The sequence below is a fragment of the Ensifer sp. D2-11 genome (assembly GCF_054161295.1).
Window position 1 is genome coordinate 2,902,610 of record NZ_CP096433.1, and the last position, 25,592, is coordinate 2,928,201.

Here is a 25,592-nt window from a genome sequence, read left to right on the forward strand (position 1 = left end):
GTGCCGAGGCTTGCGGATGGATCCTTGGGATCAAACCCGTATGCGCTAACATTGGCATTAGCGGTCACCCGCCCCTCATCCGCCTGCCGGCACCTTCTCCCCGCAGGCGGGGAGAAGGGACAAGCGGCGCCAACTGAACCCCGCTCCGCCCGCCCGAGGGAGCGAGCGGGGCGCGGCATATCCCTTCTCCCCGCCTGCGGGGAGAAGGTGGCGGCAGCCGGTTGAGGGGCAACCCCGACCGAGCGGGGTTGAGGCGGTTGGGTTCCCGAGGGATCCCTTTCATCAGCAGTATCCGCCGCACCGGCGCGCAAGAGATATGTGCATGCCGTAGCGTCAGAACGGGGAGAAGGTGGCGGCAGCCGGATGAGGGGCGCCCCATCCTCATCGAAGTCGGATCCTACGCGGCGACCGGCAGTCTCTCTCCCGCCACCCTGTAGGAGATCGCTTCGGCGAGGTGGATGCGACCGACCGTCGGCGCCGCATCGAGATCGGCGAGGGTGCGGGCGACCTTCAGCACCCGATGATAGCCGCGCGCCGAGAATTTCATCTTTTCCGCCGCATCGCGCAGTAGCTGCAGGCCGGCGGCGTCGGGCTCGGCGATCTTTTCGATCATCGTCGTCGATGAGCGGGCGTTGCTCGTCAGCTCGGGATGGCCGAGGCCGGCGAAGCGGTCTCTCTGCAGCTCGCGGGCGCGGGCGACGCGGCGGGCGACGGCGGCGCTCGGCTCGGAGGTGCCGGGGCGGATCAAGTCGGCGGCGCTGACGGCCGGGACGTCGACGCGGATATCGATACGGTCCATCAGCGGGCCGGAGATCCGCGCCTGGTAATCGGCCATGCAGCGCGGCCCGCGGGCGCAGCTCCGGCCCGGCTCGCCGGCCATGCCGCAGCGGCAGGGGTTCATGGCGGCAATGAGCTGGATCGCCGCCGGATAGGTGACGCGATGATTGGCGCGCGCGATGATGCAGGTGGCGGTTTCGAGCGGCTGGCGCAGAGCGTCGAGCGCCTGAGGCGCAAATTCCGGAAATTCGTCGAGAAAGAGCACGCCGTTATGGGCGAGCGACGCCTCTCCCGGTTTCGCGCGGAAGCCGCCGCCGATCAGCGCCGCCATGGTGGCGGAATGGTGCGGCGCACGGAAGGGCCGGCGGTCCGAGAGCTTGCCGCCCGGCAATTGCCCGGCGATCGAATGGATCATCGAGCCTTCGAGCAGTTCGGCGGGCGAAAGCGGCGGCAGGATGGAGGGGAGCCGCGCCGCAAGCATCGACTTGCCGGAACCGGGCGGGCCGACCATCAGCAGATTATGGTTGCCCGCCGCCGCGACCTCCAGCGCCCGCTTGGCGCTTTCCTGGCCCTTGATGTCGGCAAGATCGGGAAGGCCCCCGGCGGCCGCCCGGACCGCCGGCTCGGGGCGGGAGAGCACCTGCGTGCCGCGGAAATGATTGGCGATCGCGATCAGGCTGCGCGGGGCGAGAATATCGATCTCCGATCCGGCCCAGGCCGCCTCGGGCCCGCTTTCCGCCGGGCAGATCAGCCCCTTGCCGAGCGCATTCGCGCCGATCGCCGCCGGCAGCGCGCCGGCGACGGCTGCGATCGTGCCGTCGAGATTGAGCTCGCCGATGACGACATAACCGGACAGCGCGTCCGCAGGGACAGCGCCGAGCGCCGCCATCAGGCCGAGCGCGATGGCGAGATCGAAATGGCTTCCCTCTTTCGGAAGGTCCGCCGGCGCCAGATTGACGGTCACCCGCTTGGCGGGAAGCGCCAGCCCCGATGCATGAAGCGCCGCCTGGACGCGCTCGCGGCTTTCGGCCACCGCCTTGTCCGGCAGTCCGACGATCTGCATACCGACCTTGCCGGGTGCAACCATCACCTGGACGTCGACCGGAACGCCCTCGATACCCTGAAACGCAACCGTGCTGACGCGCGCGACCATACTGCCCCCTGATTTCGAGCGGAGCGCGAAGGATGATCGTCCTTCCGCAATCCCGCTCCAGCACGGCGGCCCACACACGCCGTCACAACCAAAACCGGTTGCAACGGCAAATCTTGCACGGAATACGCTTGAAAACAAGAACAATGATAGAACACAAGAGCGAGAGTGGCGGTCCGCCGTAAAGATCAGGCGCGCTTCTTCTCGATCGCGTCCCAGAGCAGGCTAGCGACGTCGGCACCGCCGAACTTCTTCACTTCGCGGATGCCGGTCGGCGACGTGACGTTGATCTCGGTCAGGTAGTCGCCGATCACGTCGATGCCGACGAAGAGGAAACCGCGTTCCTTCAGGGCCGGTCCGATGCGGGTGCAGATCTCCCGCTCGCGGGCCGTCAGGTCGGTTGCCTCCGCGCGCCCGCCCACATGCATGTTGGAGCGAGAATCGTGCTCGGCCGGAACGCGATTGATCGCGCCGACCGGCTCGCCGTCGACGAGCAGGATGCGCTTGTCGCCCTTGCGGACCGCCGGCAGATATTCCTGGGCGATATAAGGCTCGCGGAACATCTGGGCGAACATTTCGAGGAGCGACGAGAAATTGCGGTCGTCACGCGCGGAGTGGAACACACCGGCGCCGCCATTGCCGTAGAGCGGTTTCAGGATGATGTCGCCCATCTCCTGACGGAAGCGGGCGATCTCGTCCGGGTCGCGCGTGATCAGGGTCTTCGGCATCAGATCCGGAAACTCGGTCACGAAGATCTTCTCGGGCGAGTTCCTGACCCAGGCCGGATCGTTGACGACCAGCGTCTTCGGGTGCAGCCGCTCGAGCAGATGCGTCGAGGTGATATAGGCCATGTCGAATGGCGGATCCTGGCGAAGCAGGATGACGTCCATGGTCGAAAGATCGATCCGCTCGTCTTCGCCGAGAGTGAAGTGGTCGCCCCTGACGTCGCGCAACTGCATCTGCTGCGCGGTCGCATAGACCCTGCCGTCCCGGAGCGACAGCTTGTCGGGCGTGTAGTGGAACAGGCGATAGCCTCGGGCCTGCGCCTCAAGGCTCATCGCGAAGGTCGAATCGCCCGCAATGGTGATGCCCGAAACATGGTCCATCTGGACCCCGACATTGACGATTCCTGCCATTTTCCCGTTCCCGATCTGGATCCACGATGCGCATAGTTCCTTCGACCGGCTCCGGTCCGAAATCGAATTATACGGCAATTCGACGCGATGCTCCGCCCCTCGTCTTCGCGACGAGCGGCACCGCAGAAAAGCCCGCAAGATGTAGAATGCGTACCGTGGTTAGGCAAGAAGGTTCCCGCCGCTCCCGCCTATCAAAAGGCGTCATCAAAAGGCGTCCGGCAGGTGCCGCGGCCAGCGCCACGGCGTTACGGCGACGATATCGTAGCGCACCGACAGGCGGTGGAAATCGCCCTGGCGCGACAGCCAGAGATCGCTTGCCGCCCGGATGCGCCGTTGCGCCGTGTCTGTGACGGCGAAGACCGCATCCTCCAGGCTCACCCGGGCCTTTACTTCGACGCAGGCGACCAGGTCGCCGCGCCGGGCGATGATGTCGATCTCGCCGAGCCTGGTGCGATAGCGCATGGCAACGATGCGATAGCCCTTCAGCATCAGGCAGAGCGCGGCGCGGTATTCGGCGATGTGGCCCCGCTTCAGCGCCTTCAGCTTGCGGGTGTCCGGTCGCTCAGCCTTCATCGCCATCCTTGAGATGAAGGAGCCGGTCGTAAAGCTCCTTGCGCGCCAGCCCCGTGCGGCGCGCCGCCTCGGTCGCGGCCTTGCCCATCGGCAGGTCGCGGGCGAGTTCCTTGAGCAGTGCGTCGACGTCGGCCGCCTCCGGCTGGGGCTTTGCCTCTGGCGGACCGACCACGAGGACGATCTCGCCTTTCACATTGGCGCTTTCGCCGTAAATCGCCGCGAGTTCGCCGAGCGTTCCGCGGCGGAACTCCTCGAAGGTCTTGGTCAGTTCGCGGCAGACGGCCGCCCTCCTGTCTGCGCCGAGGACCTCGGCCGCAGCAGTGACGGTCGCAGCAATGCGATGCGGGGACTCGAAGAAGATGAGAGTGGCGGGAACGGCCGCGAGTTCGGCGAGCCGGTCGCGCTTCGCCTTGTCCTTCACCGGCAGAAAGCCTGCGAAGAGGAAGGCATCGCTCGGAAGGCCGGAGCCGACGAGGGCCGCAAGCGGCGCCGAGGGGCCAGGTATGGGAACGACCCGGTAGCCCGCCTCGACCGCCTGCTGCGCCAGGCGATAGCCCGGATCGGAGACGAGCGGCGTACCGGCATCGGAGACGAGCGCCACCGATTTCCCATCGCCAAGTGCTGCAAGCAGTCGCGGCCCCGCCTCGGCGGCATTGTGCTCGTGATAGGCGGTGGGCCGATTGACGATGCCGTAGCGGTCCAAAAGCACCCGCGTCACCCGCGTGTCCTCGCAGGCGAGCACATCGGCCCCGGCAAGCGTCTCGAGGGCTCTCAGCGTGATGTCGCCGAGATTGCCGATCGGCGTTGCCACGAGATAAAGGCACGGCTCCAGCGGGCGCGCAGGAATGTTCGTATTGTGCAGGCGAAAACCGCGCTGCCGTTCCTTTTCGGATGCATCCGTCGATTGCTGCTTTTGCAACGCCGCCTTCCCAATCACTCCTGGCCCGATCATTCCGATCGACCATTCCGGCCAGCCGGGTTCGCGCCCTTTATGAGTGAGCGGGGAGCCCGGGGCAAGGGCGGGCCGCGCCTGCAGTCTCGCATTTGGGGAAGAGGGCTCAAAACCCCTTGCTTTTGCGGCTCTCTTTCTGCCATTTTGCCCGTCCACATCCTTCCGGCCGAGCGGCCGGGGCACGCAGTTGACGCCGCGGCGGTCCCCTCGCCCGCGCGGCAATGGTTGAAAGCGGTAGCATCCATGCGTATTACTCTCGAGCGGTCCAACCTTTTGAAATCGCTGAACCATGTCCACCGCGTGGTCGAACGGCGAAACACCATCCCCATCCTTTCGAACGTGCTCCTGCGCTCCGACGGCGCCAGCCTCGAAATGAAGGCGACCGACCTCGACCTGGAGATTACCGAGGCGACGCCGGCGCAGGTGGAACAGGCCGGCGCCACCACCGTTCCGGCGCATCTGCTCTACGACATCGTCCGCAAGCTGCCGGACGGCTCGGAGGTGCGGCTCGCCACCAATGCTGAAGGCACGGCGATGACCGTCGCCTCCGGCCGCTCCAAGTTTTCGCTGCAGTGCCTGCCGCAGTCGGATTTTCCCGATCTGACCGCCGGCACGTTCTCGCACTCCTTCCGCCTGAAGGCGCCCGATCTGAAGATGCTGATCGACCGCACCCAGTTCGCGATCTCGACGGAAGAGACACGCTACTATTTGAACGGCATCTTCGTGCACACGGTCGAGAGCAACGGCGACCTGAAGCTGCGCGCCGTCGCGACCGACGGCCACCGGCTCGCCCGTGCGGATGTCGAAGCGCCGTCGGGCTCCGAGGGCATGCCCGGCATCATCATTCCGCGCAAGACCGTCAGCGAACTGCAGAAACTTCTCGACAGTCCGGACGTGGTGGTGACGGTCGAGGTCTCGGACGCGAAGATCCGCCTGACGATCGGCTCCATCGTCATGACGTCGAAGCTGATCGACGGAACCTTCCCCGACTATCAGCGCGTGATCCCCGCCAGCAACGACAAGGAGCTGCGCGTCGATTGCCAGTCCTTCTCGCAGGCCGTCGACCGTGTCTCCACGATCTCTTCCGAACGCGGCCGCGCCGTGAAGCTCGCGCTTGCCGACGGCCAGATGACGCTGACCGTGAACAACCCGGATTCCGGCAGCGCCACCGAAGAACTGCCGGTCGGCTACGAAAGCGATCCGCTCGAGATCGGGTTCAACGCCAAATATCTTCTCGACATCACCGGCCAACTGACCGGCAGCGAGGCGGTCTTCCTGCTGGCCGATCCCGGTTCGCCGACGCTCGTGCGCGATCTTGCCGCGGAGGATGCGCTCTACGTGCTGATGCCGATGCGCGTGTAACGCATGCCGCAGACTGCGATAAAGGCCCGCCGTTCGGCGGGCTTTTTCATATGTACCCGTCGTGCATCGTTCATGATCTGTCGCTTTTAGACGCAGTCGGACTTGTTTTTGCCGCAGATGGAAGCACATTATGAATAAGCGCTCACGCAGCCACACGAATCACGATAAGAGCGCAACTGCAAATCATACTGCGAGGGGATTCGATGAGCTTGCGCTTGAGGGTGAAGGAAAAATTCGGTCGGAAATTCGACGAAGAGATCCGCTTCTTCAAGGGCTGGATGAGCAATACCCGCGCGGTCGGCGCGATCCTCCCGACTTCCGCCATCACGGCACGCCGCATGGCCAGCGTAGTCGATCCGGAATCCGGTCTGCCGGTCCTCGAGCTTGGCCCCGGCACCGGGGTGATCACCAAGGCGATCCTCGAGCGCGGCATAGAGCCTGAAAAGCTGGTTTCCATCGAATATTCCACCGACTTCTACAATCAGCTCAAGGCGCATTTCGACGGCGTGCATTTCATAAACGGCGACGCCTTCGATCTTTCCCGCACGCTTGGGGCCTTCAAGGATCAGCAGTTCGACAGCGTCATTTCCGCCGTACCGTTGTTGAATTTCCCGATGCATCGCCGCGTCGAACTCATAGAAGACCTGCTCTCGCGCATTCCCTTCGGCCGCCCGGTCGTTCAGATCTCCTACGGTCCGATGTCGCCGGTGGTCGCCATGCCGGACCGCTACCGAATCCAGCATTTCGACTTCGTCGTGCGAAACATTCCGCCGGCGCAGCTGTGGATCTACCGCAAGACGCACTGACGGCGCCAAGTCCGGTGTTCGGCATATATCTCACCCATCCGCAGGTCAGAATCGATCCCGCCGTCTCCGTGCCCCAATGGGGTCTGTCCGAGCTGGGCGAAGAGCGCATGCGCGCCACGGCGAAACAGCCATGGGTCCGTTTGCTCGGACGCATATTGGCCAGTGGCGAGAAGAAGGCGATCGAAACGGCGCGGTTCCTGGCCGACGCTGCCGGCATCCCGGTCGAAACGGACGAGGAGATGGGCGAGAACGACCGTTCGGCGACCGGCTTCCTGCGGCCGGAGGAGTTCGAGAAGGCGGCCGATCAGTTCTTTGCCCGGCCTGAAGAGAGCTTCAAGGGCTGGGAGCGTGCCGTCGACGCCCAGGCGCGAATTTCAAGGACCGTCACCCACATCCTCGACCGGCACGATCCGACCATCCCTATCGCCTTTGTCGGCCATGGCGGCGTCGGTACGCTGCTCAAATGCCGGATGACGGGCACGGCGATCGCCCGTAGCGCCGATCAGCCGCCGGGCGGCGGCAATCTCTTCGCCTTCCGTCTTGCGGATCGCGCCGTCACATGCGACTGGACGCCGATGGAGTTCTGGCAGGGGTGATCTCGATATGAGCACAAGCGCGCGCGACCGGCTGATCGTCGGCCTTGATCTTCCAACGGTGACCGAGGCCGAGAAAATCGTCTCGACGCTCGGCGAGGAAGTCCTCTTCTATAAGATCGGCTATCAACTGGCCTTCGCCGGCGGCCTCGACTTCGCGCGCGATCTCGCCGCGAGCGGCAAGCAGGTCTTCCTCGACATGAAGCTGCTCGACATCGACAACACGGTGGCCAAGGGCGTGGAGAACATCGTCAAGATGGGCGTGTCGATGTTGACGCTGCACGCCTATCCGAAGGCGATGAAGTCGGCGGTCGAAGCGGCCAGGGGCTCGAACCTCTGCCTGCTTGGCGTGACGGTGCTCACCTCGATGGACGAACAGGACGTCATCGATGCCGGTTATGAATATGATCCGCACAGCCTGGTCCTGCGCCGCGCCGAACAGGCCCGCGCCGCAGGCATGGGGGGCATCGTCTGCTCGGCGGAGGAGGCCGCCGCCGTGCGAAAGATCATCGGCGGCGACATGGCGCTGGTGACGCCGGGCATCCGCCCGGCCGGTGCGGAAAAAGGCGACCAGAAGCGGGTGATGACGCCGGCCGACGCGCTTCGCGCCGGCTCGAGCCACCTCGTCGTCGGGCGGCCGATCGTTGCCGCGCCCGACCCTCTCGCAGCAAGCCGCGCGATCCTGGCCGAAATGGAGAGCGCCCTCTCCCGTTGATCCGCCGTATAGCGCTCGGGCGACGTTCGGGCCTGCTTGACCTGGGGCGCATTTTGCCGGAAGTAACCATCTCGTCTGCATTTCGTGAAAGACGAGGAGTTCATCATGGCCAAAGGATACTGGATCGCTCGGGTCGATATAAGGGACCCCGAACGCTATAAGGACTACGTGACAGCGGCGACGCCCGCCTTCGAAAAATACGGAGCGACCTTCCTCGCGCGCGGCGGGCAGTTCCATCGGCTCGAAGGTGCCGCTCGTACCCGCAACGTCGTCATCGAATTCCCCTCGCTGCAGGCGGCCGTCGACTGTTACAATTCGCCCGAATACCAGATTGCCGCGGCCATCCGCCAGGAAGTCGCCGATGCCGAAATGGTCGTCGTAGAGGGTGTTTGAGGCGAGGTTCCGCGACGCATCGGGGCACGCTTCCGAAGCGCGCGGATTGGCCTTCACCTCGCTCGACGCTTGGGCTATGTAGCAAGCAATTCTACCATTGACATCAGGAGTGCGTTTCTCATGACCTTGTCCAACCTTCCGCCGCTGGTGACGATTTTCGGCGGATCCGGATTTGTCGGCCGTCATGTGGTGCGCGCGCTCGCCAAACGCGGCTACCGCATTCGCGTCGCGGTTCGCCGTCCGGATCTCGCCGGCCACCTGCAACCGCTCGGCAATGTCGGGCAAATCTCCTTCGTTCAGGCCAATCTGCGCTACCGTAGGTCGGTCGATCGCGCTGTCGACGGCGCCGACCATGTGATCAACTGCGTCGGCGTGCTCTTCGAAAGCGGCCGCAACACCTTCGAGGCGGTCCAGGATTTCGGCGCGCGGGCGGTCGCCGAGGCGGCCCGGGCGACGGGCGCCACGCTCACCCATATCTCGGCGATTGGCGCCGACGCAAACTCCGAGTCGAGCTATGCCCGGACAAAGGGGCGCGCCGAGGCTGCGATCCTCGAAACGCTTCCGGCCGCGGTGATCCTCCGCCCGTCGATCATCTTCGGCCCCGAAGACGGCTTCTTCAACAAGTTTGCCGAAATGGCCCGGTTCTCGCCGGTCCTGCCGCTCATCGGCGGCGGCAATACCAGGTTTCAGCCGGTTTACGTCACCGACGTTGCCGAGGCCGTGGCCCGCTCCGTCGACGGCAAGCTCACCGGTGGGACGATCTACGAACTCGGCGGGCCGCAGGTGCTCTCGTTCCGCGAATGTCTCGATTTCATGCTGAAGACGATCGACCGCAAGCGCTCCTTCGTGTCGCTACCCTTCGGCATCGCCTCGCTGATGGGCAGCGTCGCCTCGCTCGTGCCGTTCATCACGCCGCCGCTCACCGCCGACCAGGTGGTGTTGCTGAAATCGGACAATGTCGTCTCGGCAAAGGCCGAAGCGGAAGGCCGCACGCTTGCAGGTATCGGCATCGAGCCGACGATGCTCGAGTCGATCCTGCCGACTTATCTCGTACGCTATCGCCCGCATGGGCAATATACGCGCAGCGGCCGCGCCGCCTGAGCCGTCGCATCACTACCGTACGCATTCAAGCCGCCGGCTCCGCCGGCGGCTTTTTTGCGGCCCCCCGCTGTGCCCGTTCGGCAACAGCGTTGCAGTTCTGCCGCAGTTGCAAATCCGAATCCCGTTTACCGCAGATTCAGCCCGCCCTGATATTGATCATGACATGATCGCAGAATAAACACCGCTCGCACTGACCGCTCGGCGAGCGCCGCCGGTGCAGACATCACACTCGAAAGGCATGACGTCCCATGGGCAAGTCGATCGCAATCTTTTTTGCGTCTGCGGCACTGATCATTCTGGCTGGCTCGTTCATGGCACCCGGCACCGTGGCCAGCAGCAACAAGGGCTGCACGCCGGCCTACGGTGTCAACCCTTGCACGACGGCGTCGATCGGGTTTGCCGGCGAGTAAGCCGGACATTTTCGCCTCGGCTTCGAGCCGGGCATGTTGAGTTTTGGCGGGGGCCAGGAGCCGGGTGCGTTTCGAAAGAGACGCATCCGGCTTTATGTTTCCGGACTGCGTTATCCGAGCAGCCACAGGCCGACCAGCCCGGCGGTGCCGACGAGGATGCGCCAGATCGCAAAGGGCGTGAAGCCGCGATGCGAGACGAAGTCGAGCAGCGAACGCACCACGAAAATTCCGGCGATGAATGCGGCGATGAAACCGGCGGCGATCAGTCCGACATCGTCGAAGGAGAGCGCATCCCGGTTCTTGTAGAGGTCGAGCGCAAAGGCTCCGACCATGGTCGGCATGGCCAGGAAAAAGGAAAACTCGGCGGCGGAGCGCTTGTCGGTCCCCATCAGCAGGGCCCCGGCGATGGTCGCGCCGGAACGTGACGTCCCCGGGATCATGGCGAGGCACTGGAAGAGGCCGATCTTCAGCGCGAGCGAAGGCGGATAGTCGAACACGTCGGTGTAGCGGGGCGTTAGAGGGAGCCGGTCGATCGCATAAAGAATGATGCCGCCGACGATCAGCACGACGCATATGAGCATCGGCGTCTCGAAAAGCACCGACTTGATGAACCCATGCGCTGCAGCACCGATAAGCGCCGCCGGCAGGAAGGCGAGGAGAACCGAGAAGACGAAGCGGCGGGCCTTGACGCTCGTGGGCAGGGCGAGCGCGATCGCCAGCAGCTTCTGGAAGTAGACGAGCAGGATCGCCAATATGGCGCCGAGCTGGATCAGAACGGCAAAGGTGTTTCCCGGCGATTTGAATCCGAGGAAGTGTCCGGCAAGCAGCACATGCGCCGTCGACGAGACCGGGATGAACTCCGTCAGCCCTTCGATGAGCCCGAGGACGAGCGCGCTTATGATCGATTGATCCGCCATGTAAAAGCTATTCCTGATATAATTGGATGTGGGAGGAGAAGGTCGATTCTCTTGTGTTTGCCACCGCAACTACCTATAGCTCGTTGTAACGAGCCGTGGCCAGTTGCATATGCCGCGACGCCGATATCCCCGAAAACAGCTGCAATCTGATCATCGATGCCGACATTGTATCATCACCCCATGTCCCCTGCTTCGCGGTTCGTACGCCTTATTCTCTCAGAATATGGCTATCAGACGGAACTGAGCGAAGAACAGCCATGGGAGAACCGGCGCGACTTCCTGACGCTGAATCCCGCCGGCACTCTGCCCGTCTATGTCGATGACAGCATGCGCGCGCTCTGCGGCGCGACGATCATCTCCGAATATCTCGACGAGACCAGCGGCATCATGAAGCGCGACCGCCGCCTTCTTGCCGAGGACCCGTTTCAGCGCGCCGAAATCCGCAGGCTCACCGAATGGTTCCTGCAGAAGATGGAAGCCGACGTGACGCGCCCGCTCGTGCGCGAGCGCATCTTCAAGCTGCAGATGACCCCGGACCAGGGCGGCGGTGCGCCGGATTCGAAAATTCTCCGCACCTCGCGCAGCAATATCCGCCAGCACATGAAGTATCTCTCGTGGCTCGCCGGATCGCGCCCCTGGCTTGCCGGCGATCGCATCTCCTATGGGGATCTCGCCGCAGCTGCGGCGATCTCCGTGCTCGACTATCTCGGAGAGATCGACTGGTCCGATGCGCCGACCGCCAAGGAATGGTACCAGCGGCTGAAGTCGCGCCCATCCTTCCGGCCGCTGCTCGCCGAGCGGGTGCGCGGCGTGACCCCGGTCTCACATTATGCGGATCTCGACTTTTAAGGACCAGATCATGCCCGGCGACGCTGCAAAAGCGGACAACCAGGGCAGGAAACGACGGACCCTCACCGCCTTCCTGAAAGAGGAAGCCGCGGCCAAGGGGTTCGACATCTGTCGCATCACCCATCCGGACGCCATACCCCAGGCGCCCGAGCGGCTGAGGCAGTTCCTGGCTGCCGGCGCCCATGGTACGATGGACTGGCTTGCCGAGACAGCCGAGCGCCGGTCTGATCCGCGGGTCCTCTGGAGCGAAGTACGCTCGATCGTCCTCTTCGGCATGAATTACGCTCCCGAGGACGACCCGCGCGAGGTCCTCGCCAGACGCGATCGCGGCGCGATCTCCGTCTATGCCCGCAATCGCGACTATCACGACGTGGTCAAGGGCCGGCTGAAAGAGATCGCCACGCGCTTTGCCGCCCGGGCGGGCGAGGACGTGAAGGTCTTCGTCGACACCGCCCCTGTCATGGAGAAGCCGCTTGCGGAAAAGGCCGGCATCGGCTGGCAGGGCAAGCACACCAATCTGGTCAGCCGCGAATTCGGCTCCTGGCTCTTTCTCGGCAGCCTCTTCACGACAGCTGAACTGGACCTGGACGAGCCCGAGCGCGACCATTGCGGCTCCTGCCGGGCCTGCCTCGACGCCTGTCCGACCGATGCCTTTCCGGCGCCCTACCGCATCGACGCGCGACGCTGCATCTCCTATCTCACGATCGAGCACAAGGGATCGATTGCGCCTGAGTTGCGGCCGCTGATCGGTAACCGCATCTATGGCTGCGACGACTGTCTCGCCGCCTGTCCCTGGAACAAGTTCGCGCGCTCGGCATCGGAAATGAAACTCCAGCCGCGGGACGATCTCAGGGAACCGGAGCTCTCCTTCCTGCTGACGCTCGACGACCCAGGTTTCCGGGCCTTCTTTTCCGGATCACCGGTAAAGCGCATCGGGCGCGATCGTTTCGTCCGAAATGCCTTGATCGCCGCCGGCAATTCCGGTGAGAAGAGCCTGATAGAGGTCTGCAAGGCGCTGGCGGCCGATGCATCGCCGACCGTCAGGGGGATGGCGGTCTGGGCGCTTTCGCGACTGATTTCATCCGCCGATCTGGCGGTCTTCGCCCGGCAATGCGGGCCTGAAACCGATGACGAGGTTCTTGCGGAATGGCAAATGGCGGGAGTGAACCGATGAATGTCCTGATCCTTGGTGCGGGCTATTCCGGCACGGCGATCGCGAGCGCGCTCGCTCCCCTGGCGATGTCCGTGTCCGGCACCACCCGGTCGGCAGAAAAGCTCGGCCGCCTGCAGGCTGCCGGTATCCGCCCGATCCTCTTCGACGGCGCGGAAATATCGGACGAGCTCAAGGATGTGATGAGGGAAACCACCCACCTCGTTCAGTCGATCGCGCCGGGCCGCGATGGCGACCCGATGTTTCGCGCCGGAACGCCGCCGCTTGCCGAACTTCTGCCGCGGCTGGAGTGGGTGGGCTATCTTTCCACGGTCGGCGTCTATGGCGATCACGGCGGCGCCTGGGTCACCGAGGATACGCCGCTCAACCCGGTCTCCCAGCGCTCGCTGGAGCGTGTGGAAGCCGAAAACGCCTGGCTCGAGCACGGCGCACAGCGCGGCATTCCGGTGGCGGTGCTTCGGCTTGCAGGCATTTACGGCCCGGGTCGCAATGCCTTCCGCAATCTCTCCGAAGGCACGGCGCGCCGCGTCATCAAGCCGAACCAGGTCTTCAACCGTATCCGCGTCGAAGACATCGGCGCGGCGACCACCCTTCTCGCAAAGCGGGGCATGGGCGGCGTCTTCAACGTGACCGACGACGAGCCGGCGCCACCACAGGATGTGGTCCAGGAAGCCGCCCGGCTGATGGGCGTCGAACCGCCGCCCGAGATCCCCTTCGAAACCGCAGATATGTCCCCCATGGCGCGTTCTTTCTACGGCGAGAACAAGCGTGTCTCCAATGCGCGACTGCGCCAGGCGGGCTTCGATCCGGACTTCCCGAACTATCGCGTGTCGCTTGCACAGCTGTGGACATCAGGAACCTGGGACCGGAATTAAGCACCTATTTCCTCAAGGCCGACCAGAATATCGCGCGGGATGTCAAGCAAGTCTAACGCCGTTTTGAAAGTATTGATTTCACGCGAATCGCCTTGACACGATTATGCTGTCATTATTCGGTCTATACTTCGCCATTTTCCACAACCTTGACGCTAGAGCGCGTCCGATGAAAGCGGAATCGGCGTGAGGATTCCTTTTCAGAGCGTTCTGTGATTCCCTCCTCCTGTCTTTGATTTGTCGGAGGGAACATGGCCCGAGCATTGAGTGATGATCTTCGCCACCGGGTTCTGGCTGCGTCGGCTGGTGGGATGTCCGCGCGGTCGGCTGCAGCGCGGTTCGGGATCGGGATTTCGACGGCGATTGCCTGGATCGCGAGCGCCCGGCAGGGTCAGGTGAGCGCTGCCAAGCAGGGTCGACCTGGAGGTTCCCGTCTCGACGATCATGAGGCTTTCATCATCGGCATGATCGAGGCGTCGAAGGACATCACGCTGAACGAGATGGTTTTGCGTCTGGAAGAGGACCGATCCGTCTCTATCGGCCGCAGCACCCTCGACGTCTGGCTGCGCAAGCGCGGCTTCACATTCAAAAAAAGACCGCACATGCATTGGAGCAGGAGCGGCCAGACCTCTTGAAGCGGCGTCAGGACTGGTTCGATGCCCAGCTTGATCTCGATCCAGCCCGCCTCGTCTTCATAGACGAGACGGGTCTTTCCACGAAGATGTCCCGGCTTCGCGGTCGCGCGCCGCGCGGAGAGCGTTGCCGATCGGGCGTTCCGCACGGTCATTGGAAAACCACGACGTTCACCGGGGCGCTCAGGCTCTCCGGCATGACCGCGCCGATGGTCCTTGACGGGGCGATGAATGGAGTGGCTTTCCGGGCCTATGTCGAGCAGGTTCTCGTGCCGACCCTCACGCCCGGCGACATCGTCGTCATGGACAACCTGCCGGCCCACAAGGCAGATGGCATCCGACAGGCCATAGAAACCGCCGGCTGCACGCTGCTCTATCTCCCGCCCTACAGCCCCGACTTCAACCCGATCGAAAACGCCTTCTCAAAGCTCAAGGCGCTTCTGCGGGCACGGGCCGAACGCTCCGTCGACGCCCTGTGGAACACCGTTGGCGACATCGTCAAACTCTTCGAGCCGCAAGAGTGTGCGAACTACTTCGCAGCAGCAGGATATGACCCGGTTTAAAGTGGACGTGCTCTAGTAGCAAGAATTCAACGGTCGCGATTCCCGATTTTTCATGCAAGGCGAAAATTTTAATGATTTTATTTGCGAGAGGCGCCGCTGCGCGGGCCGGCGCGCCGCCAGCAGCGCTTAGTTGCTGATTCCAAAGAACTTCCCTCGCAATTCTAAACTAATTCAATCTGTTGGTTATTTTTAAAATCAACAGGTCTTCAGACATTCCTAATGAGAACTTAACGGTTGAAGCACGTTTTTGCCATGTTTCACCTCAATTAGCTCGATCAACAAAGGGAACTGACGAATTTTTCAAACCGAAGGGGGCATCGCTTGACGCCAGCGAAAATCAAGACTGCTGCCGCGGCAGCACTATTCACCGTCGGGATGGGCTTGGTCACGGCATCCGAGAGTCAGGCAGCAGGCGCTGGTTGCGGGGGAGCATCCTGGTACGCGCTTTCCTCCAAAACGGCCTCCGGCGAAAGAATGAATGCCGCGCACCTGACCGCCGCGCATCGCAAACTGAAATTCGGCACGAAGGTCCAGGTGACCAACAAGCGCAACGGCAAGTCCGTCGTCGTCCGGATCAATGATCGAGGCCCGTTCATTCGCGGCCGGGTGATCGATCTCTCCAAGGCGGCCGCCTCCAAGATCGGCATGATCCGCTCCGGCACCGCCAGCATCTGTTACACGGTCGTCAATTCCTGACGATGCGCAGGATTCGCCCGGTTCATCTCGGGCGAGCCAGACTGCAAGGGCCGGTCGCGCCCCTTACATAATGCGGCCGCCGTCTTGCTCTTCGATGTCATCGCCGCTACCACGGCGAAAAAGGAGTTCATCGAAGATGCGATTGGGCGGAAGGCTCTCCGGAGCCATCGAGGTTCTTGACGATATCGAAAAGCGCAGGCGACCCGTCGCCGATGCCCTCAAGGATTGGGGCCTGTCCCACCGCTTCGCCGGCTCCGGCGATCGCGCCGCCATCGGCAACATCGTCTATGATGCCCTGCGGATGAAACTCTCCCACGCCTACCTCATGGACAGCGACACCCCGGTAGCCCTCGGCCATGCGGTCATGTACCGGCAATGGGGCTTTCGCGCCGACACGCTTGCGGCGGAACTCGCCGACGACAGGTTCGCGCCCGAAGCGCCTTCGGAAGCGATGATGAAGGCCTTCGCTCAGCGACGGCTCGAAGATGCTCCCCTGCATGTGCAGGGCGATATTCCGGAATGGACGCAAGGCTCGTTCGAAGAGAACTTCTCCGACGACTGGCTCGCCGAGGCGAAGGCTCTTGCCGGCCGGCCGACTCTCGACCTGCGCGTCAACACGCTGAAGGCGACGCGCGAAAAGGTGCTGAAGGCGCTGGAGCGCAGCGGCGCCGAGCCCGCGGCGATTGCCCGGCACGGTGTGCGCATTCCCGCCGGCGAGGGCGCATCGCGCCTGCCGAACGTAACGGCGGAAATCTCGTTCCAGAAGGGTTGGTTCGAGGTGCAGGACGAGGGCTCGCAGATTGTCGCAGACCTCGCCTTGCCCGGCGAGGGCGAGCAGGTCCTCGATTACTGCGCCGGCGGCGGCGGCAAGACCCTGGCCATGTCGGCGGCGATGAACAATAAGGGCCAGGTCCACGCTTACGACGCCGACCGCAAACGGCTGGCGCCCATTATCGAGCGTCTGAAGCGTGCCGGCACCCGCAACGTGCAGGTGCACGAGTCGACCGAGTCGCTCACATCGCTCATCGGGCGGGTCGATCGCGTGCTTGTCGATGCGCCATGCACCGGGACCGGAACCTGGCGGCGCCGCCCCGACACGAAATGGCGCCTGACGCAGAAGAACCTCGAGGAACGACTGGCCCAGCAGGAGGAGGCGCTTGCCGGTGCCGCCCAGTTCGTGCGCCCCGGCGGACATCTGATCTACGTCACCTGTTCCGTCCTTCCGGAGGAGAACGAGGCGCAGGTCTACGGCTTCTGCGAGGACAATCCGGAATTCGAGGTCCTCTCGGCCGCCGACAACTGGGCGGCGCTCTTCGGCACCGATAAGCCACAGCCCTGGTCCGCCGATATGAAGACCGTCACGCTGACACCGGCATCGACCGGAACCGACGGATTCTTCTTCTGTCTCATGGGCAGGAAGCGTTAGGCCGCCCGGGGATTCCGGCCGTTCGAGGCGGGCGGCAACTTCAAGCCGTTCTAAACTATACACTTTGACACCAGTTTACTTTTGGTCCATGACTCTTGCGCTTTTCACGGGGTTGGAGCTGTACGCTCTATCGACGAGCAACAAGGAGAGGGTCATGTCCAAGAATTTCATCCGCGCCGCGGCGCTGGCGCTCATGACGGCGACATCGGCGCTGGCGTTGCAGCCGGCGAATGCGGCGACGGACGCAGCCGCGGTCGTCAAGCATTACGCGGCCGTTGCGCACGCCAAATACGAAGATGCACTGGCCACGGCAGAAGCGCTGGAAAAGGCCGTGGATGCACTGATCGCAGGCCCGAGCGAGGAGACCTTGAAGGCCGCGCGGGAGGCCTGGCTGAGGGCACGCAACCCCTATCAGGAAACCGAAGTCTATCGCTTCGGCAACACGATCGTCGACGAATGGGAAGGCAAGGTGAATGCCTGGCCGCTGGATGAGGGCCTCATCGACTATGTCGACGCCAGCTACGGCACCGAGAGCGATGAGAACGCCCTCTTCACCGCCAATGTGATCGCCAACAAGACGATCAAGGTCGACGGACAGGATGTCGATGCCACGAACATCACGCCGGAGCTCCTCTCCGGCACGCTGCAGGAGGCAGGCGGCATCGAGGCGAATGTCGCGACCGGCTATCACGCGATCGAATTCCTGTTGTGGGGGCAGGATCTGAACGGAACGGGCCCGGGCGCCGGCAACCGGCCCTATACGGATTTCGACACCAAGGCCTGCACCAACGGCAATTGCGACCGCCGCGCCGCCTATCTGAAGGCAGCGACGAGCCTGCTCGTCTCCGACCTCGAGGAGATGGTCGCGAACTGGACGCCGGACGGCGCTGCGACCAAGGCGGTCGAGGCGGATCCGAAGGCCGGCCTCGTGGCGATCCTTACCGGCATGGGCTCGCTCTCCTATGGCGAACTCGCGGGCGAGCGCATGAAGCTCGGCCTGCTCCTCCACGATCCGGAAGAGGAGCACGACTGCTTCTCCGACAATACCCACAACTCGCACCTGCACGACGCGATCGGCATCCAGTCGGCCTATAGCGGCGAATATACCCGCGTCGACGGCAGCAAGCTTACCGGCCCTTCGCTTTCCGAGCTCGTCGCGGCCAAGGACGCGGCCCTCGACAAGGAAATGAAGGATGGTCTCGCCACAACGGTCGAGAAGATGCAGGTGATGGCCAAGCGCGCAGAAACGGGCGAAGCCTACGACCAGATGATCGGCGAGGGCAACGCGGAGGGCAATGCGACGGTTCAGGCGGCGATCGACGGGCTGATCGCCCAGGCGAAGACCGTCGAACGCGTCATCGCCGCGCTCGATCTCGGCACGGTGGAACTTGAAGGTTCCGACAGCCTGGATAATCCTGGCGCCGTCTTCCAATAAGCTGAAAAGACGGGCCGCGACGGACAGGTGGCGGCCCGGCCTCCCTCGATGAGAACGATCGCCCGCTTTCTAGCGCTAACCGTTGCCGCGCTCATTGGCTTCGCCCCCGCGGCGTCGTGCGATGGCGGTATCGCGCAAAGGGCGGGTGTCGGGTGCGCGCCTGTTCGCGACGACCTTTCCGCCCATGACCTCGAGCGCGTCCTGACGGTCACGCGCCCAACCACCGATTTTTCCAGACCTGAGCCATTCGAGTCGATGCCGGGCGGCGCTGCGACGACGCCTGCACCTCCCGACCGGAGGGCCTTTTCGCACGCCTCCGCCAATCTCCCTTTCGAGGACGAGCAGGATTTCCACCTCGGCAAGGCGCTCTTCGAAAAACTCTGGGTCTCCTCGCCGTCGTCCACGCAGGCCTCGGACGGGCTTGGGCCGCTCTACAATGCGAGGGCCTGCGAGAGCTGTCATGTCCGCGACGGACGCGGCCGTCCGCCCGAGGGGGCCGTCGACGCGACGTCGATGCTCTTTCGGCTCGCCCGTGCCCCGCGCGACGATGCCGAGCGCGCGGAGTTCGCCTCCCATGCACGGCTCAACTTTCCCGACCCGGTCTATGGTGCTCAGCTTCAGGACAGCGCCGTGCCGGGGCTTGCTGCCGAGGGCCGCCTCGACATCACCTATACGGAAGAACCGGTGACGCTTGCCGGCGGCGAAACGGTCCCGCTCCGCAAGCCGCATTACGCGATCGCCGATCCCGGTTACGGACCGCTCGATGCGGCCACGACGCTGTCGCCGCGCGTCGCCTCGCCGATGATCGGCATCGGTCTCATCGAGGCCATCCACGAGGCCGACATTCTGGCGCGCGCCGATCCGGAGGATCGCGACGGCGACGGCATCAGCGGACGGCCGGCCCTCGTGCGCGAGCGCCGGACCGGCCTCGTCACCCTCGGCCGCTTCGGCTGGAAAGCGCAGAACCCGTCCGTGCGCCAGCAGGTCGCCGATGCCTTTGCCGTCGATATCGGCATCTCCACCTCCGATCTCGACCGCAGTCATGGCGATTGCACGGCTGCCCAGACGGGCTGCCTCGATCTGCCGGACGGCGTGCAGCCGCGGCTCGGAGCGGTCGAAGCGCCCGACCCGGTGCTCGACCTCGTGACGTTCTATTCCTCCAATCTTGCCGTGCCTGCTCGCCGCAAGGCGAGATTTCCGGAAACCTTGAGGGGCAAACGGCTCTTCCATGACGCCGGCTGCGCCGCCTGCCACGCACCTAAATTCGTGACCCGCCGCGACGCCACGCACCAGGCGCAGGCGTTTCAGCTCATCTGGCCCTATTCCGACTTCCTCCTGCACGACATGGGCGAAGGCCTCGCCGACGGCCAGCAGGTCGGCGAGGCCAGTGGCCGCGAATGGCGCACACCCCCGCTTTGGGGCATAGGCTTGACCAAGACCGTCAGTGGGCACAGCTTCCTTCTCCATGACGGACGCGCCCGAAATCTGGCCGAAGCCATACTCTGGCACGGCGGCGAAGCGGCGAAGGCACGCAATGCCTTCGCCGCCATGCCGAAGGACGACCGCAAAGCCCTGATCACATTCCTGGAGTCCCTCTGATGCGCCTTCCCTTCGCGAGCCTTCCCCTCGCCCTTGGCCTGATATTCCTGGGTGCCCCCGCGGCGGCGCAGGAAGGCGGTGCGCTTTCCCCGCGCGTCGTCGAGGAGGCGGCCGTGCCGAGCGTGATGACGCAGGCCGTGGACGGCTTCATCATTCCCGGCTATCGCGATCTCGCGCGGGCGACGAACGCCCTCTCCGAAGCGAGCGCCGCGCTCTGCAAGTCACCTTCCGAGGCCGCGCTCGAAGCCGCGCGGTCGGCCTTCTCCGACGTCGTCGAAACGTGGTCCACAATCGAGATCATCCGCCTCGGTCCGGCCCTCGAGCAGAATCGTTTCGAACGCTTCCTCTTCTATCCCGACCGGAAGAGCACGGGCTTGAAGCAGGTGCAGGCAATCCTCGCCAATAAAGACGAGAGCGCCGCCAGGGCGGAAAATCTCAAGGGGAAGAGCGTCGCGGTCCAGGGGCTCGGGGCGCTCGAATTCGTGCTCTACGGCACCGGTGCGGAAGCCCTCTCCGGCGAAAACGGCGGCTTTCGCTGCCGCTATGGGCTTGCCGTCTCGGAAAACCTGAGGAGCATCGCAGGCGAGTTCCTTGCGGAATGGGAAAAGCCGGACGGCATCCAGGCCGCATGGAAGGAGCCAGGCCCGGGCAATCCGCTCTTTCGCGACAACAAGGAAGCCGCGACCGCGCTTCTGGGCGTCCTCGTCCACAGCGTCGAGATGATAAAGGATCAGAGGCTGCGGCCCTTCTACGCCGGAACGGTCGACGGGAAGCCCGATAAAGGCCATCCGAAGCTTGCGATCTACTGGCGCTCGGCCAACACGATGCCGGCGATCTCCGCCAATTTCAGCGCCCTGCACAGGCTCTTCGATACGGCCGGCATGGAGCGCCTTCTGCCGGCTGACAGCCGTTCGATCGCGGGCTCGATCGACTTCCTCTTCAAAGCTCTGATCGCCGCTGCCGACCGGATCGAAGGGCCTGTCGGCGCAGCGCTTGCCGATGAGAGGCAGCGCGCCACGCTCGATTTCATCGCGCTCAACACGGCCGATCTGCTCGACCGGCTCAATCGCGAATTCGGCGGTTCGATCGGGCTTGGCGCCGGTTTCTCCTTCGCCGACGGGGACTGACACGGGAACGTGAAAACGCTGCGGAACCCGATGGTTGACAAGCAGGGCATTTCGGAGCAAAGCGCACCCATGGCCGCCCGCGCGGACATGTCTCACCAACAAGGATCAACTCAAGATGAACCCCGACAGTCGAAGTCGAGCCTTCATGCTCACGGCCGTCCGGACCTGATTTGATCAGGGCTCCGCCGGTCGGATGACTCGGCCCCATGGAGCCCTGAAATGCTGCGCATCTACAAAAGCCAGAACAGCCGTCTTGTGCTCGTCGACCTCCTCGACGGCCTGGCATGCCAGGAACCGGTGATCTGGTTCGATCTCTTCAATCCGTCGAGCGAGGAAACGCGCCTTGTCGAGGAGCGCCTCGGCATTGCCATCCCGACCCGTGACGAGATGCAGGAAATCGAACTTTCCGACCGGCTGTACCAGGAGGACGGCGCCGAGTTCATGACGATGACGGCGACCGCCAAGCTCGACAGCGATTACCCGGCCAAGGTGCCCGTCACCTTCATCCTCAAAGGCGCGACACTCGTGACCGTCCGCCACGCGGAACCGAAGCCCTTCCAGGTCTATGCCAACCGCATCATGAAGCCGAACGGCGCGGCTTGCGAGACGGGAGAGCTCGTGATGCTCGGCCTGCTGGAGGCGATGATCGACCGTACGGCGGATGCCCTGGAGCGCGCCGGCAACGACGTCGATCAGATCTCGCGGGAGGTCTTCCGCAAGTCGAACGCCAGCGCCACCAAGAAGACGCGCGACCTGCAGTCGCTGATCGAGCAGATCGGCCAGAAGGGCGACCTGTTGACCGTCATCCGCGAAAGCCTCGTCAGCATTGGCAGGCTCGTCGCCTATCACGTCGCCATCGAAGGGAGCACGCCCCGCAAGGCGGCCAAGGAGAGCCGGCAACGGATAAAGCTCGTTCAGCGCGACGCGGCATCCCTTGGAGACCACGCGCTGTTCCTGTCGAACAAGATCAATTTCCTGCTCGACGCGACGCTGGGGCTCATCAACCTCGAGCAGAACCAGATCATCAAGATCTTTTCGGTCGCCGCCGTCGTGTTCCTGCCGCCGACGCTCGTCGCCTCGATCTACGGGATGAACTTCGAGGTGATGCCGGAACTCACCTGGCGGTTCGGCTATCCCTATGCGCTGATACTGATGATCGCCTCGGCCCTGTTGCCGTATGTCTATTTCAAACGCCGAGGTTGGCTGTAAGGTGGAGGTCGAGCCTAAGGTCAAAAGACCCCTCCCCACAAGGGGGAGGGGCCGGCAAGGCCACCCCGCCCCGATCCACCAATCCGTCGCGCCAAGCGCGACGGTGGAAAATGGCTGGGGTCGCCGCGGGGCAAAGCCGCTCCCCCTTGTGGCCTTGTGGGGAGGGGTTTTCGCCTCGTCTCCGCCCGTTGCAGGAAATCGCATGAAGACCAATACCCTCATCGACCGCCGCAGCTTCGTTAAAATGGCGGGTGCCGCCTGGGCGGCGGCGCTTTCCCCCCGGGGCGCCTTTGCCCTGGAAAGGGCCGATGCCGTCTTCGCCTCGGCCTTCATGGCGCCGGACGGCAGCTACGGGGTCGCGACGCTCACGGAAGCGGGCGAGATCGTGGAGCGGAGGCTGCTGCCGGCGCGTGCGCACGGCATGACCTTCTCCCCGGCAAGCCGGCGGGCGGTCGCCTTTGCCCGGCGGCCGGGCACCTATGCCATGATCTTTGCGCCGGACGGCGCCGCCGAGCCGGTCGTCATCACCTCCGCCGAGGGCCGCCACTTCTTCGGGCACGGCTGCTTCTCGGCCGACGGCCGTCTGCTCTATGCGACCGAAAACGACTTCTCCGCCAATCGCGGCATGGTCGGCATCTATGACGGCCGCCGGGGTTTTGCCCGGATCGGCGAATTCCCGACTTACGGTATCGGCCCCCACGACATGACGTTGGCCGCCGACGGACGCACCCTCGCAATCGCCAATGGCGGCATCGAGACCCACCCCGATTTCGGCCGCACCAAGCTCAATCTCGACCGCATGCAGCCGAGCCTCGCCCTCGTAGACGCCGCGACGGGGGCGCTCATCGAGAAGCATGTGCTGCCGCCTGATCTCAACCGCCTTTCGACCCGCCATGTCGACATCGGCGCTGACGGACGTGTCTGGTTCGCCTGCCAATACGAGGGCGCGCGCAACGACCTTCCGCCGCTGGTCGGGCACTTCGCCAAGGGCGAGGACCTGACCTTCGTCGGTCTGCCGGAACGCACCACGGCGGCGCTCGCCAATTATGTCGGTGCCATCGCGGTCAACCGCCGCGACGGACTGGTCGGCCTCACCTCTCCCAAGGGCAACGTCGCCGTCACCCTGGACGCGAAAACGGGCGCCGTCCTCAGGGAGGAACAGGTAACGGACGCAGCAGGCGTTGCCGCGGCGAAGCACGGTTTTGCCGTCTCCACCTATGGCGGCCGGTTCGAGAAGCGCGTGAGTGCCGTCGCCTGGGACCAGCACATCGTCCGGCTCGGCGATCAGGTCGACGCACCGAAGTCCGAGAGCGTCACGAGATCATCCCAGCGATAAGCAACCTGATCCAGGCTTTCTCTGCCGACGCCGACCCGGCCCTCGCCCACCGCGCGGGCACCGAGCCGCTCGTAGAAGGCCCTGTTGGGGTTGTCTTTCAGCACCCAGGCAAAGAGCGACGTGCCCCCCGTCTCGCGGCAATGGGCGGCGACGCTGCGCACCAGGGCGGAACCGAGCCCGGCGCCATGGAACTCCGGCAGGAGATAGAGCTCGTAGAGTTCCCGATCGAAAGCGGGCGGCATGCCCCTGGCCTTGCCGTAATTGGCGAAGCCGATCACCCGCCCTTCGGCCATGTCGGCGGCGGCCATCATGAAGGAGCCCGGAAAGCGCATGCGCCGCGCGTGCCGGATGGCCTGATCTTCAACGGTCATGGCGTCGAGATAGGCATCCGCGATGATGCCGCGAAACGTCGCACGCCAGGTGCTGACCAGGACCGAAGCGATCATCATGAGATCGTCGGGAACGGCCGGCCGGATTTCGATGCGCCGGAAGCTCTTCATAGGCAACATATAGGTGTCGCCGCTTCGCCGCAAAACCATGAACGGCTGGAAATGATCGTCCCCGGTGCGTTTGAATTACGCTTGCCGCGCTGCAACCGGCATGCCAGTGTCCGGAAAACTCGCACAGTGGTGCTCCGAGGAAATCAAGGCCGGCCGACCGATGGATGAGAGCGATCCCCCCGACTTCAAGAAGCGCATCCGGGAAAGCTTCAGGCGACAGGCCGCCATGCGCACGATCGGGGCCGAGCTCACGCGCGTCGAGCCGGGAACGGTCGAGATCGAGCTGCCCTTCGATGCCAAGCTGACGCAGCAACACGGCCTTCTCCATGCCGGTGTGATTTCCGCCGCGCTCGATGCGGCGGGGACCTATGCCGGCTATTCGGTGATCGACCCCGAGGCATCGCTGCTGACGATCGAGTTCAAGGTCAATCTTCTCTCGCCCGGACGCGGCGAGCGGTTCCTGTTTCGCGGCGAGGTGACGAAGCCCGGCACGACCATCATCGTTTCCGACGGGCGGGCCTATGCGGTCAGGCCCGACGGACCCGCCAAGCTCATCGCCTCGATGACCGGAACGATGATGGTGGTGCGGGGACGCGAGGGGATCGAGGGATGAATTTCGAGCTGAAGGCCATAGCGGGGAGAAGCATCCTCTATGCGATGGCCGTGGATGCGGAGTACGGCCCTTGCCTCCGAGCCCGGATGGCGCCGCTGATGACGGGCGTCGGTCCGGTCGAAGCGGCCGTAACCCTGACCCGGGCGCTTGCGGAGCTCGACGCCAAAGGCAGCCTGCCGGACCTCGTCGTGTCGCTCGGCTCGGCCGGCTCCGCGACGCTCGAACAGACCGAAGTCTACCAGGCGATCTCCGTCGCCTATCGCGACATGGATGCCTCTCCGCTCGGCTTCGAGAAGGGCGCAACGCCCTTTCTCGATCTGCCGGCGGTCGTCAAACTGCCGCTCAGCATTCCCGGCGTTAGGAAGGCCCGGCTTTCGACCGGCGCCGATATCGTCTCCGGCAACGCCTATGAGCAGATCGACGCCGACATGGTCGAGATGGAGACCTTCGCAGTCCTGCGCGCCTGCCAGGCTTTCGGCGTTCCGCTCATAGGGCTCCGCGGCATCTCGGACGGCAAGGCGGAACTGAAGCATGTCGGCGACTGGACCGAGTATCTGCACGTCATCGACGAGAAGCTTGCGGCCGCCGTCGACCAGCTGGAGGCGGCGCTGGAGAAAGGCGAGATCCAGCTCTGAGCGTTCTGTAGCGGATGCTTGATTGTCCGGGTGCAATGTTATCG

26 protein-coding genes are annotated in these 25,592 nt (G+C 64.2%); 20 read left to right on the top strand and 6 right to left on the bottom strand.

What is annotated here, in order from left to right:
- Positions 1 to 397 precede the first annotated feature (397 nt).
- The 4 genes from M1D34_RS13925 to rsmI form a co-directional block, all read right to left on the bottom strand.
- Entirely contained in the window at positions 398 to 1,930 is a 1,533-nt protein-coding gene (locus M1D34_RS13925) for a YifB family Mg chelatase-like AAA ATPase (RefSeq protein WP_498779524.1), read from the bottom strand.
- 185 nt (positions 1,931 to 2,115) lie between these two features.
- A complete protein-coding gene (gshB, locus tag M1D34_RS13930) occupies positions 2,116 to 3,063 on the bottom strand; it encodes a glutathione synthase (protein WP_003529770.1) in 948 nt (315 codons plus the stop codon).
- Positions 3,064 to 3,267: 204 nt separating this feature from the next.
- A complete protein-coding gene (locus M1D34_RS13935) occupies positions 3,268 to 3,636 on the bottom strand; it encodes a YraN family protein (RefSeq protein ID WP_003529772.1) in 369 nt (122 codons plus the stop codon).
- On the bottom strand, positions 3,626 to 4,588 hold the full coding sequence (gene rsmI / locus M1D34_RS13940; protein ID WP_498779527.1) for a 16S rRNA (cytidine(1402)-2'-O)-methyltransferase: 963 nt from the start codon (positions 4,586 to 4,588) through the stop codon (positions 3,626 to 3,628). The genes M1D34_RS13935 and rsmI overlap by 11 nt, the downstream gene beginning before the upstream one ends.
- A 243-nt stretch (positions 4,589 to 4,831) precedes the next feature.
- Here rsmI and dnaN point away from each other — a divergent pair, with 243 nt between their 5' ends.
- The 7 genes from dnaN to M1D34_RS13975 all read left to right on the top strand — a co-directional run bounded on the left by dnaN (position 4,832) and on the right by M1D34_RS13975 (position 9,968).
- Positions 4,832 to 5,950, top strand: coding sequence for a DNA polymerase III subunit beta (gene dnaN / locus M1D34_RS13945; protein ID WP_003529776.1), 1,119 nt, complete (start codon positions 4,832 to 4,834; stop codon positions 5,948 to 5,950).
- Between the two features lie 203 nt (positions 5,951 to 6,153).
- A complete protein-coding gene (gene pmtA, locus M1D34_RS13950) occupies positions 6,154 to 6,756 on the top strand; it encodes a phospholipid N-methyltransferase PmtA (protein ID WP_027989545.1) in 603 nt (200 codons plus the stop codon).
- Between the two features lie 14 nt (positions 6,757 to 6,770).
- On the top strand, positions 6,771 to 7,352 hold the full coding sequence (locus M1D34_RS13955) for a histidine phosphatase family protein (protein WP_498781729.1): 582 nt from the start codon (positions 6,771 to 6,773) through the stop codon (positions 7,350 to 7,352).
- 7 nt (positions 7,353 to 7,359) lie between these two features.
- Positions 7,360 to 8,064 carry an orotidine-5'-phosphate decarboxylase gene (pyrF, locus tag M1D34_RS13960; protein ID WP_010968510.1) on the top strand — a complete coding sequence of 235 codons (705 nt, stop codon included), beginning with the start codon at positions 7,360 to 7,362 and terminating at the stop codon, positions 8,062 to 8,064.
- Positions 8,065 to 8,169: 105 nt separating this feature from the next.
- Positions 8,170 to 8,457 carry a DUF1330 domain-containing protein gene (locus tag M1D34_RS13965; protein WP_003529780.1) on the top strand — a complete coding sequence of 96 codons (288 nt, stop codon included), beginning with the start codon at positions 8,170 to 8,172 and terminating at the stop codon, positions 8,455 to 8,457.
- 120 nt (positions 8,458 to 8,577) lie between these two features.
- Positions 8,578 to 9,558: a complex I NDUFA9 subunit family protein gene (locus M1D34_RS13970; protein WP_027989547.1), complete on the top strand. Its 981-nt coding sequence runs from the start codon at positions 8,578 to 8,580 to the stop codon at positions 9,556 to 9,558.
- A 248-nt stretch (positions 9,559 to 9,806) separates the two neighbouring features.
- The gene (locus M1D34_RS13975) at positions 9,807 to 9,968 is read left to right on the top strand and encodes a hypothetical protein (protein WP_003529782.1); all 162 of its coding nucleotides are present in this window, start codon (positions 9,807 to 9,809) and stop codon (positions 9,966 to 9,968) included.
- A gap of 110 nt (positions 9,969 to 10,078) precedes the next feature.
- Here the strand turns inward: M1D34_RS13975 and M1D34_RS13980 are convergent, their stop codons facing one another.
- Positions 10,079 to 10,885 (bottom strand): undecaprenyl-diphosphate phosphatase, encoded by an 807-nt coding sequence (locus M1D34_RS13980; RefSeq protein ID WP_010968508.1) that lies wholly within the window; start codon positions 10,883 to 10,885, stop codon positions 10,079 to 10,081.
- Between the two features lie 156 nt (positions 10,886 to 11,041).
- Here M1D34_RS13980 and M1D34_RS13985 point away from each other — a divergent pair, with 156 nt between their 5' ends.
- From M1D34_RS13985 to M1D34_RS14035, 11 genes are all read left to right on the top strand, one after another.
- Positions 11,042 to 11,734, top strand: a complete 693-nt coding sequence (locus M1D34_RS13985) for a glutathione S-transferase family protein (protein WP_003529784.1) — start codon at positions 11,042 to 11,044, stop codon at positions 11,732 to 11,734.
- Between the two features lie 10 nt (positions 11,735 to 11,744).
- A complete protein-coding gene (gene queG, locus M1D34_RS13990; RefSeq protein ID WP_498779533.1) occupies positions 11,745 to 12,908 on the top strand; it encodes a tRNA epoxyqueuosine(34) reductase QueG in 1,164 nt (387 codons plus the stop codon).
- Positions 12,905 to 13,780, top strand: coding sequence for an SDR family oxidoreductase (locus M1D34_RS13995; protein WP_498779535.1), 876 nt, complete (start codon positions 12,905 to 12,907; stop codon positions 13,778 to 13,780). Before queG ends, M1D34_RS13995 begins: the two co-directional genes overlap by 4 nt.
- 248 nt (positions 13,781 to 14,028) lie before the next feature.
- Positions 14,029 to 14,972, top strand: a protein-coding gene (locus M1D34_RS14000; RefSeq protein WP_498779537.1) for an IS630 family transposase whose coding sequence is annotated in 2 segments (ribosomal slippage) — positions 14,029 to 14,365 and positions 14,365 to 14,972 — 945 coding nt in all. Because the reading frame shifts where the segments join, the coding sequence is not laid out codon by codon here.
- A 321-nt stretch (positions 14,973 to 15,293) separates the two neighbouring features.
- The gene (locus M1D34_RS14005; protein ID WP_498779539.1) at positions 15,294 to 15,668 is read left to right on the top strand and encodes a septal ring lytic transglycosylase RlpA family protein; all 375 of its coding nucleotides are present in this window, start codon (positions 15,294 to 15,296) and stop codon (positions 15,666 to 15,668) included.
- A 136-nt stretch (positions 15,669 to 15,804) separates the two neighbouring features.
- The gene (locus M1D34_RS14010; protein WP_248448743.1) at positions 15,805 to 17,094 is read left to right on the top strand and encodes an RsmB/NOP family class I SAM-dependent RNA methyltransferase; all 1,290 of its coding nucleotides are present in this window, start codon (positions 15,805 to 15,807) and stop codon (positions 17,092 to 17,094) included.
- A gap of 154 nt (positions 17,095 to 17,248) precedes the next feature.
- Positions 17,249 to 18,529 (top strand): imelysin family protein, encoded by a 1,281-nt coding sequence (locus tag M1D34_RS14015; RefSeq protein WP_498779541.1) that lies wholly within the window; start codon positions 17,249 to 17,251, stop codon positions 18,527 to 18,529.
- Positions 18,530 to 18,577: 48 nt separating this feature from the next.
- Positions 18,578 to 20,128 (top strand): di-heme oxidoreductase family protein, encoded by a 1,551-nt coding sequence (locus M1D34_RS14020; protein WP_010968504.1) that lies wholly within the window; start codon positions 18,578 to 18,580, stop codon positions 20,126 to 20,128.
- Positions 20,128 to 21,255: an imelysin family protein gene (locus M1D34_RS14025; RefSeq protein ID WP_010968503.1), complete on the top strand. Its 1,128-nt coding sequence runs from the start codon at positions 20,128 to 20,130 to the stop codon at positions 21,253 to 21,255. Before M1D34_RS14020 ends, M1D34_RS14025 begins: the two co-directional genes overlap by 1 nt.
- A gap of 219 nt (positions 21,256 to 21,474) precedes the next feature.
- Positions 21,475 to 22,464, top strand: coding sequence for a magnesium/cobalt transporter CorA (gene corA / locus M1D34_RS14030; protein ID WP_010968502.1), 990 nt, complete (start codon positions 21,475 to 21,477; stop codon positions 22,462 to 22,464).
- A 202-nt stretch (positions 22,465 to 22,666) separates the two neighbouring features.
- The gene (locus tag M1D34_RS14035; protein ID WP_010968501.1) at positions 22,667 to 23,800 is read left to right on the top strand and encodes a DUF1513 domain-containing protein; all 1,134 of its coding nucleotides are present in this window, start codon (positions 22,667 to 22,669) and stop codon (positions 23,798 to 23,800) included.
- Here M1D34_RS14035 and M1D34_RS14040 read toward each other — a convergent pair.
- The gene (locus M1D34_RS14040) at positions 23,749 to 24,300 is read right to left on the bottom strand and encodes a GNAT family N-acetyltransferase (RefSeq protein WP_015445544.1); all 552 of its coding nucleotides are present in this window, start codon (positions 24,298 to 24,300) and stop codon (positions 23,749 to 23,751) included. The genes M1D34_RS14035 and M1D34_RS14040 overlap by 52 nt on opposite strands.
- A gap of 160 nt (positions 24,301 to 24,460) precedes the next feature.
- On the opposite strand from M1D34_RS14040, the gene M1D34_RS14045 reads away from it, so the two are divergent.
- Both M1D34_RS14045 and M1D34_RS14050 read left to right on the top strand, forming a co-directional pair.
- Complete coding sequence (locus tag M1D34_RS14045) at positions 24,461 to 24,913, top strand: PaaI family thioesterase (RefSeq protein WP_010968499.1); 453 nt, start codon at positions 24,461 to 24,463, stop codon at positions 24,911 to 24,913.
- Entirely contained in the window at positions 24,910 to 25,548 is a 639-nt protein-coding gene (locus M1D34_RS14050) for a 5'-methylthioadenosine/S-adenosylhomocysteine nucleosidase (RefSeq protein WP_498779546.1), read from the top strand. Before M1D34_RS14045 ends, M1D34_RS14050 begins: the two co-directional genes overlap by 4 nt.
- The last annotated feature ends 44 nt before the right edge of the window (positions 25,549 to 25,592 follow it).

Excerpts from the sequence above, each read along its gene's own strand:
- M1D34_RS13925 (WP_498779524.1), bottom strand. The coding sequence starts at position 1,930 with ATGGTCGCGCGCGTCAGCACGGTTGCGTTTCAGGGTATCGAGGGCGTT.
- gshB (WP_003529770.1), bottom strand. The coding sequence starts at position 3,063 with ATGGCAGGAATCGTCAATGTCGGGGTCCAGATGGACCATGTTTCGGGC.
- M1D34_RS13935 (WP_003529772.1), bottom strand. The coding sequence starts at position 3,636 with ATGAAGGCTGAGCGACCGGACACCCGCAAGCTGAAGGCGCTGAAGCGG.
- rsmI (WP_498779527.1), bottom strand. The coding sequence starts at position 4,588 with ATGATCGGGCCAGGAGTGATTGGGAAGGCGGCGTTGCAAAAGCAGCAA.
- dnaN (WP_003529776.1), top strand. The coding sequence starts at position 4,832 with ATGCGTATTACTCTCGAGCGGTCCAACCTTTTGAAATCGCTGAACCAT.
- pmtA (WP_027989545.1), top strand. The coding sequence starts at position 6,154 with ATGAGCTTGCGCTTGAGGGTGAAGGAAAAATTCGGTCGGAAATTCGAC.
- pyrF (WP_010968510.1), top strand. The coding sequence starts at position 7,360 with ATGAGCACAAGCGCGCGCGACCGGCTGATCGTCGGCCTTGATCTTCCA.
- M1D34_RS13965 (WP_003529780.1), top strand. The coding sequence starts at position 8,170 with ATGGCCAAAGGATACTGGATCGCTCGGGTCGATATAAGGGACCCCGAA.
- M1D34_RS13970 (WP_027989547.1), top strand. The coding sequence starts at position 8,578 with ATGACCTTGTCCAACCTTCCGCCGCTGGTGACGATTTTCGGCGGATCC.
- M1D34_RS13975 (WP_003529782.1), top strand. The coding sequence starts at position 9,807 with ATGGGCAAGTCGATCGCAATCTTTTTTGCGTCTGCGGCACTGATCATT.
- M1D34_RS13980 (WP_010968508.1), bottom strand. The coding sequence starts at position 10,885 with ATGGCGGATCAATCGATCATAAGCGCGCTCGTCCTCGGGCTCATCGAA.
- M1D34_RS13985 (WP_003529784.1), top strand. The coding sequence starts at position 11,042 with ATGCCGACATTGTATCATCACCCCATGTCCCCTGCTTCGCGGTTCGTA.
- queG (WP_498779533.1), top strand. The coding sequence starts at position 11,745 with ATGCCCGGCGACGCTGCAAAAGCGGACAACCAGGGCAGGAAACGACGG.
- M1D34_RS13995 (WP_498779535.1), top strand. The coding sequence starts at position 12,905 with ATGAATGTCCTGATCCTTGGTGCGGGCTATTCCGGCACGGCGATCGCG.
- M1D34_RS14010 (WP_248448743.1), top strand. The coding sequence starts at position 15,805 with ATGCGATTGGGCGGAAGGCTCTCCGGAGCCATCGAGGTTCTTGACGAT.
- M1D34_RS14015 (WP_498779541.1), top strand. The coding sequence starts at position 17,249 with ATGTCCAAGAATTTCATCCGCGCCGCGGCGCTGGCGCTCATGACGGCG.
- M1D34_RS14020 (WP_010968504.1), top strand. The coding sequence starts at position 18,578 with ATGAGAACGATCGCCCGCTTTCTAGCGCTAACCGTTGCCGCGCTCATT.
- M1D34_RS14025 (WP_010968503.1), top strand. The coding sequence starts at position 20,128 with ATGCGCCTTCCCTTCGCGAGCCTTCCCCTCGCCCTTGGCCTGATATTC.
- corA (WP_010968502.1), top strand. The coding sequence starts at position 21,475 with ATGCTGCGCATCTACAAAAGCCAGAACAGCCGTCTTGTGCTCGTCGAC.
- M1D34_RS14035 (WP_010968501.1), top strand. The coding sequence starts at position 22,667 with ATGAAGACCAATACCCTCATCGACCGCCGCAGCTTCGTTAAAATGGCG.
- M1D34_RS14040 (WP_015445544.1), bottom strand. The coding sequence starts at position 24,300 with ATGAAGAGCTTCCGGCGCATCGAAATCCGGCCGGCCGTTCCCGACGAT.
- M1D34_RS14045 (WP_010968499.1), top strand. The coding sequence starts at position 24,461 with ATGGATGAGAGCGATCCCCCCGACTTCAAGAAGCGCATCCGGGAAAGC.
- M1D34_RS14050 (WP_498779546.1), top strand. The coding sequence starts at position 24,910 with ATGAATTTCGAGCTGAAGGCCATAGCGGGGAGAAGCATCCTCTATGCG.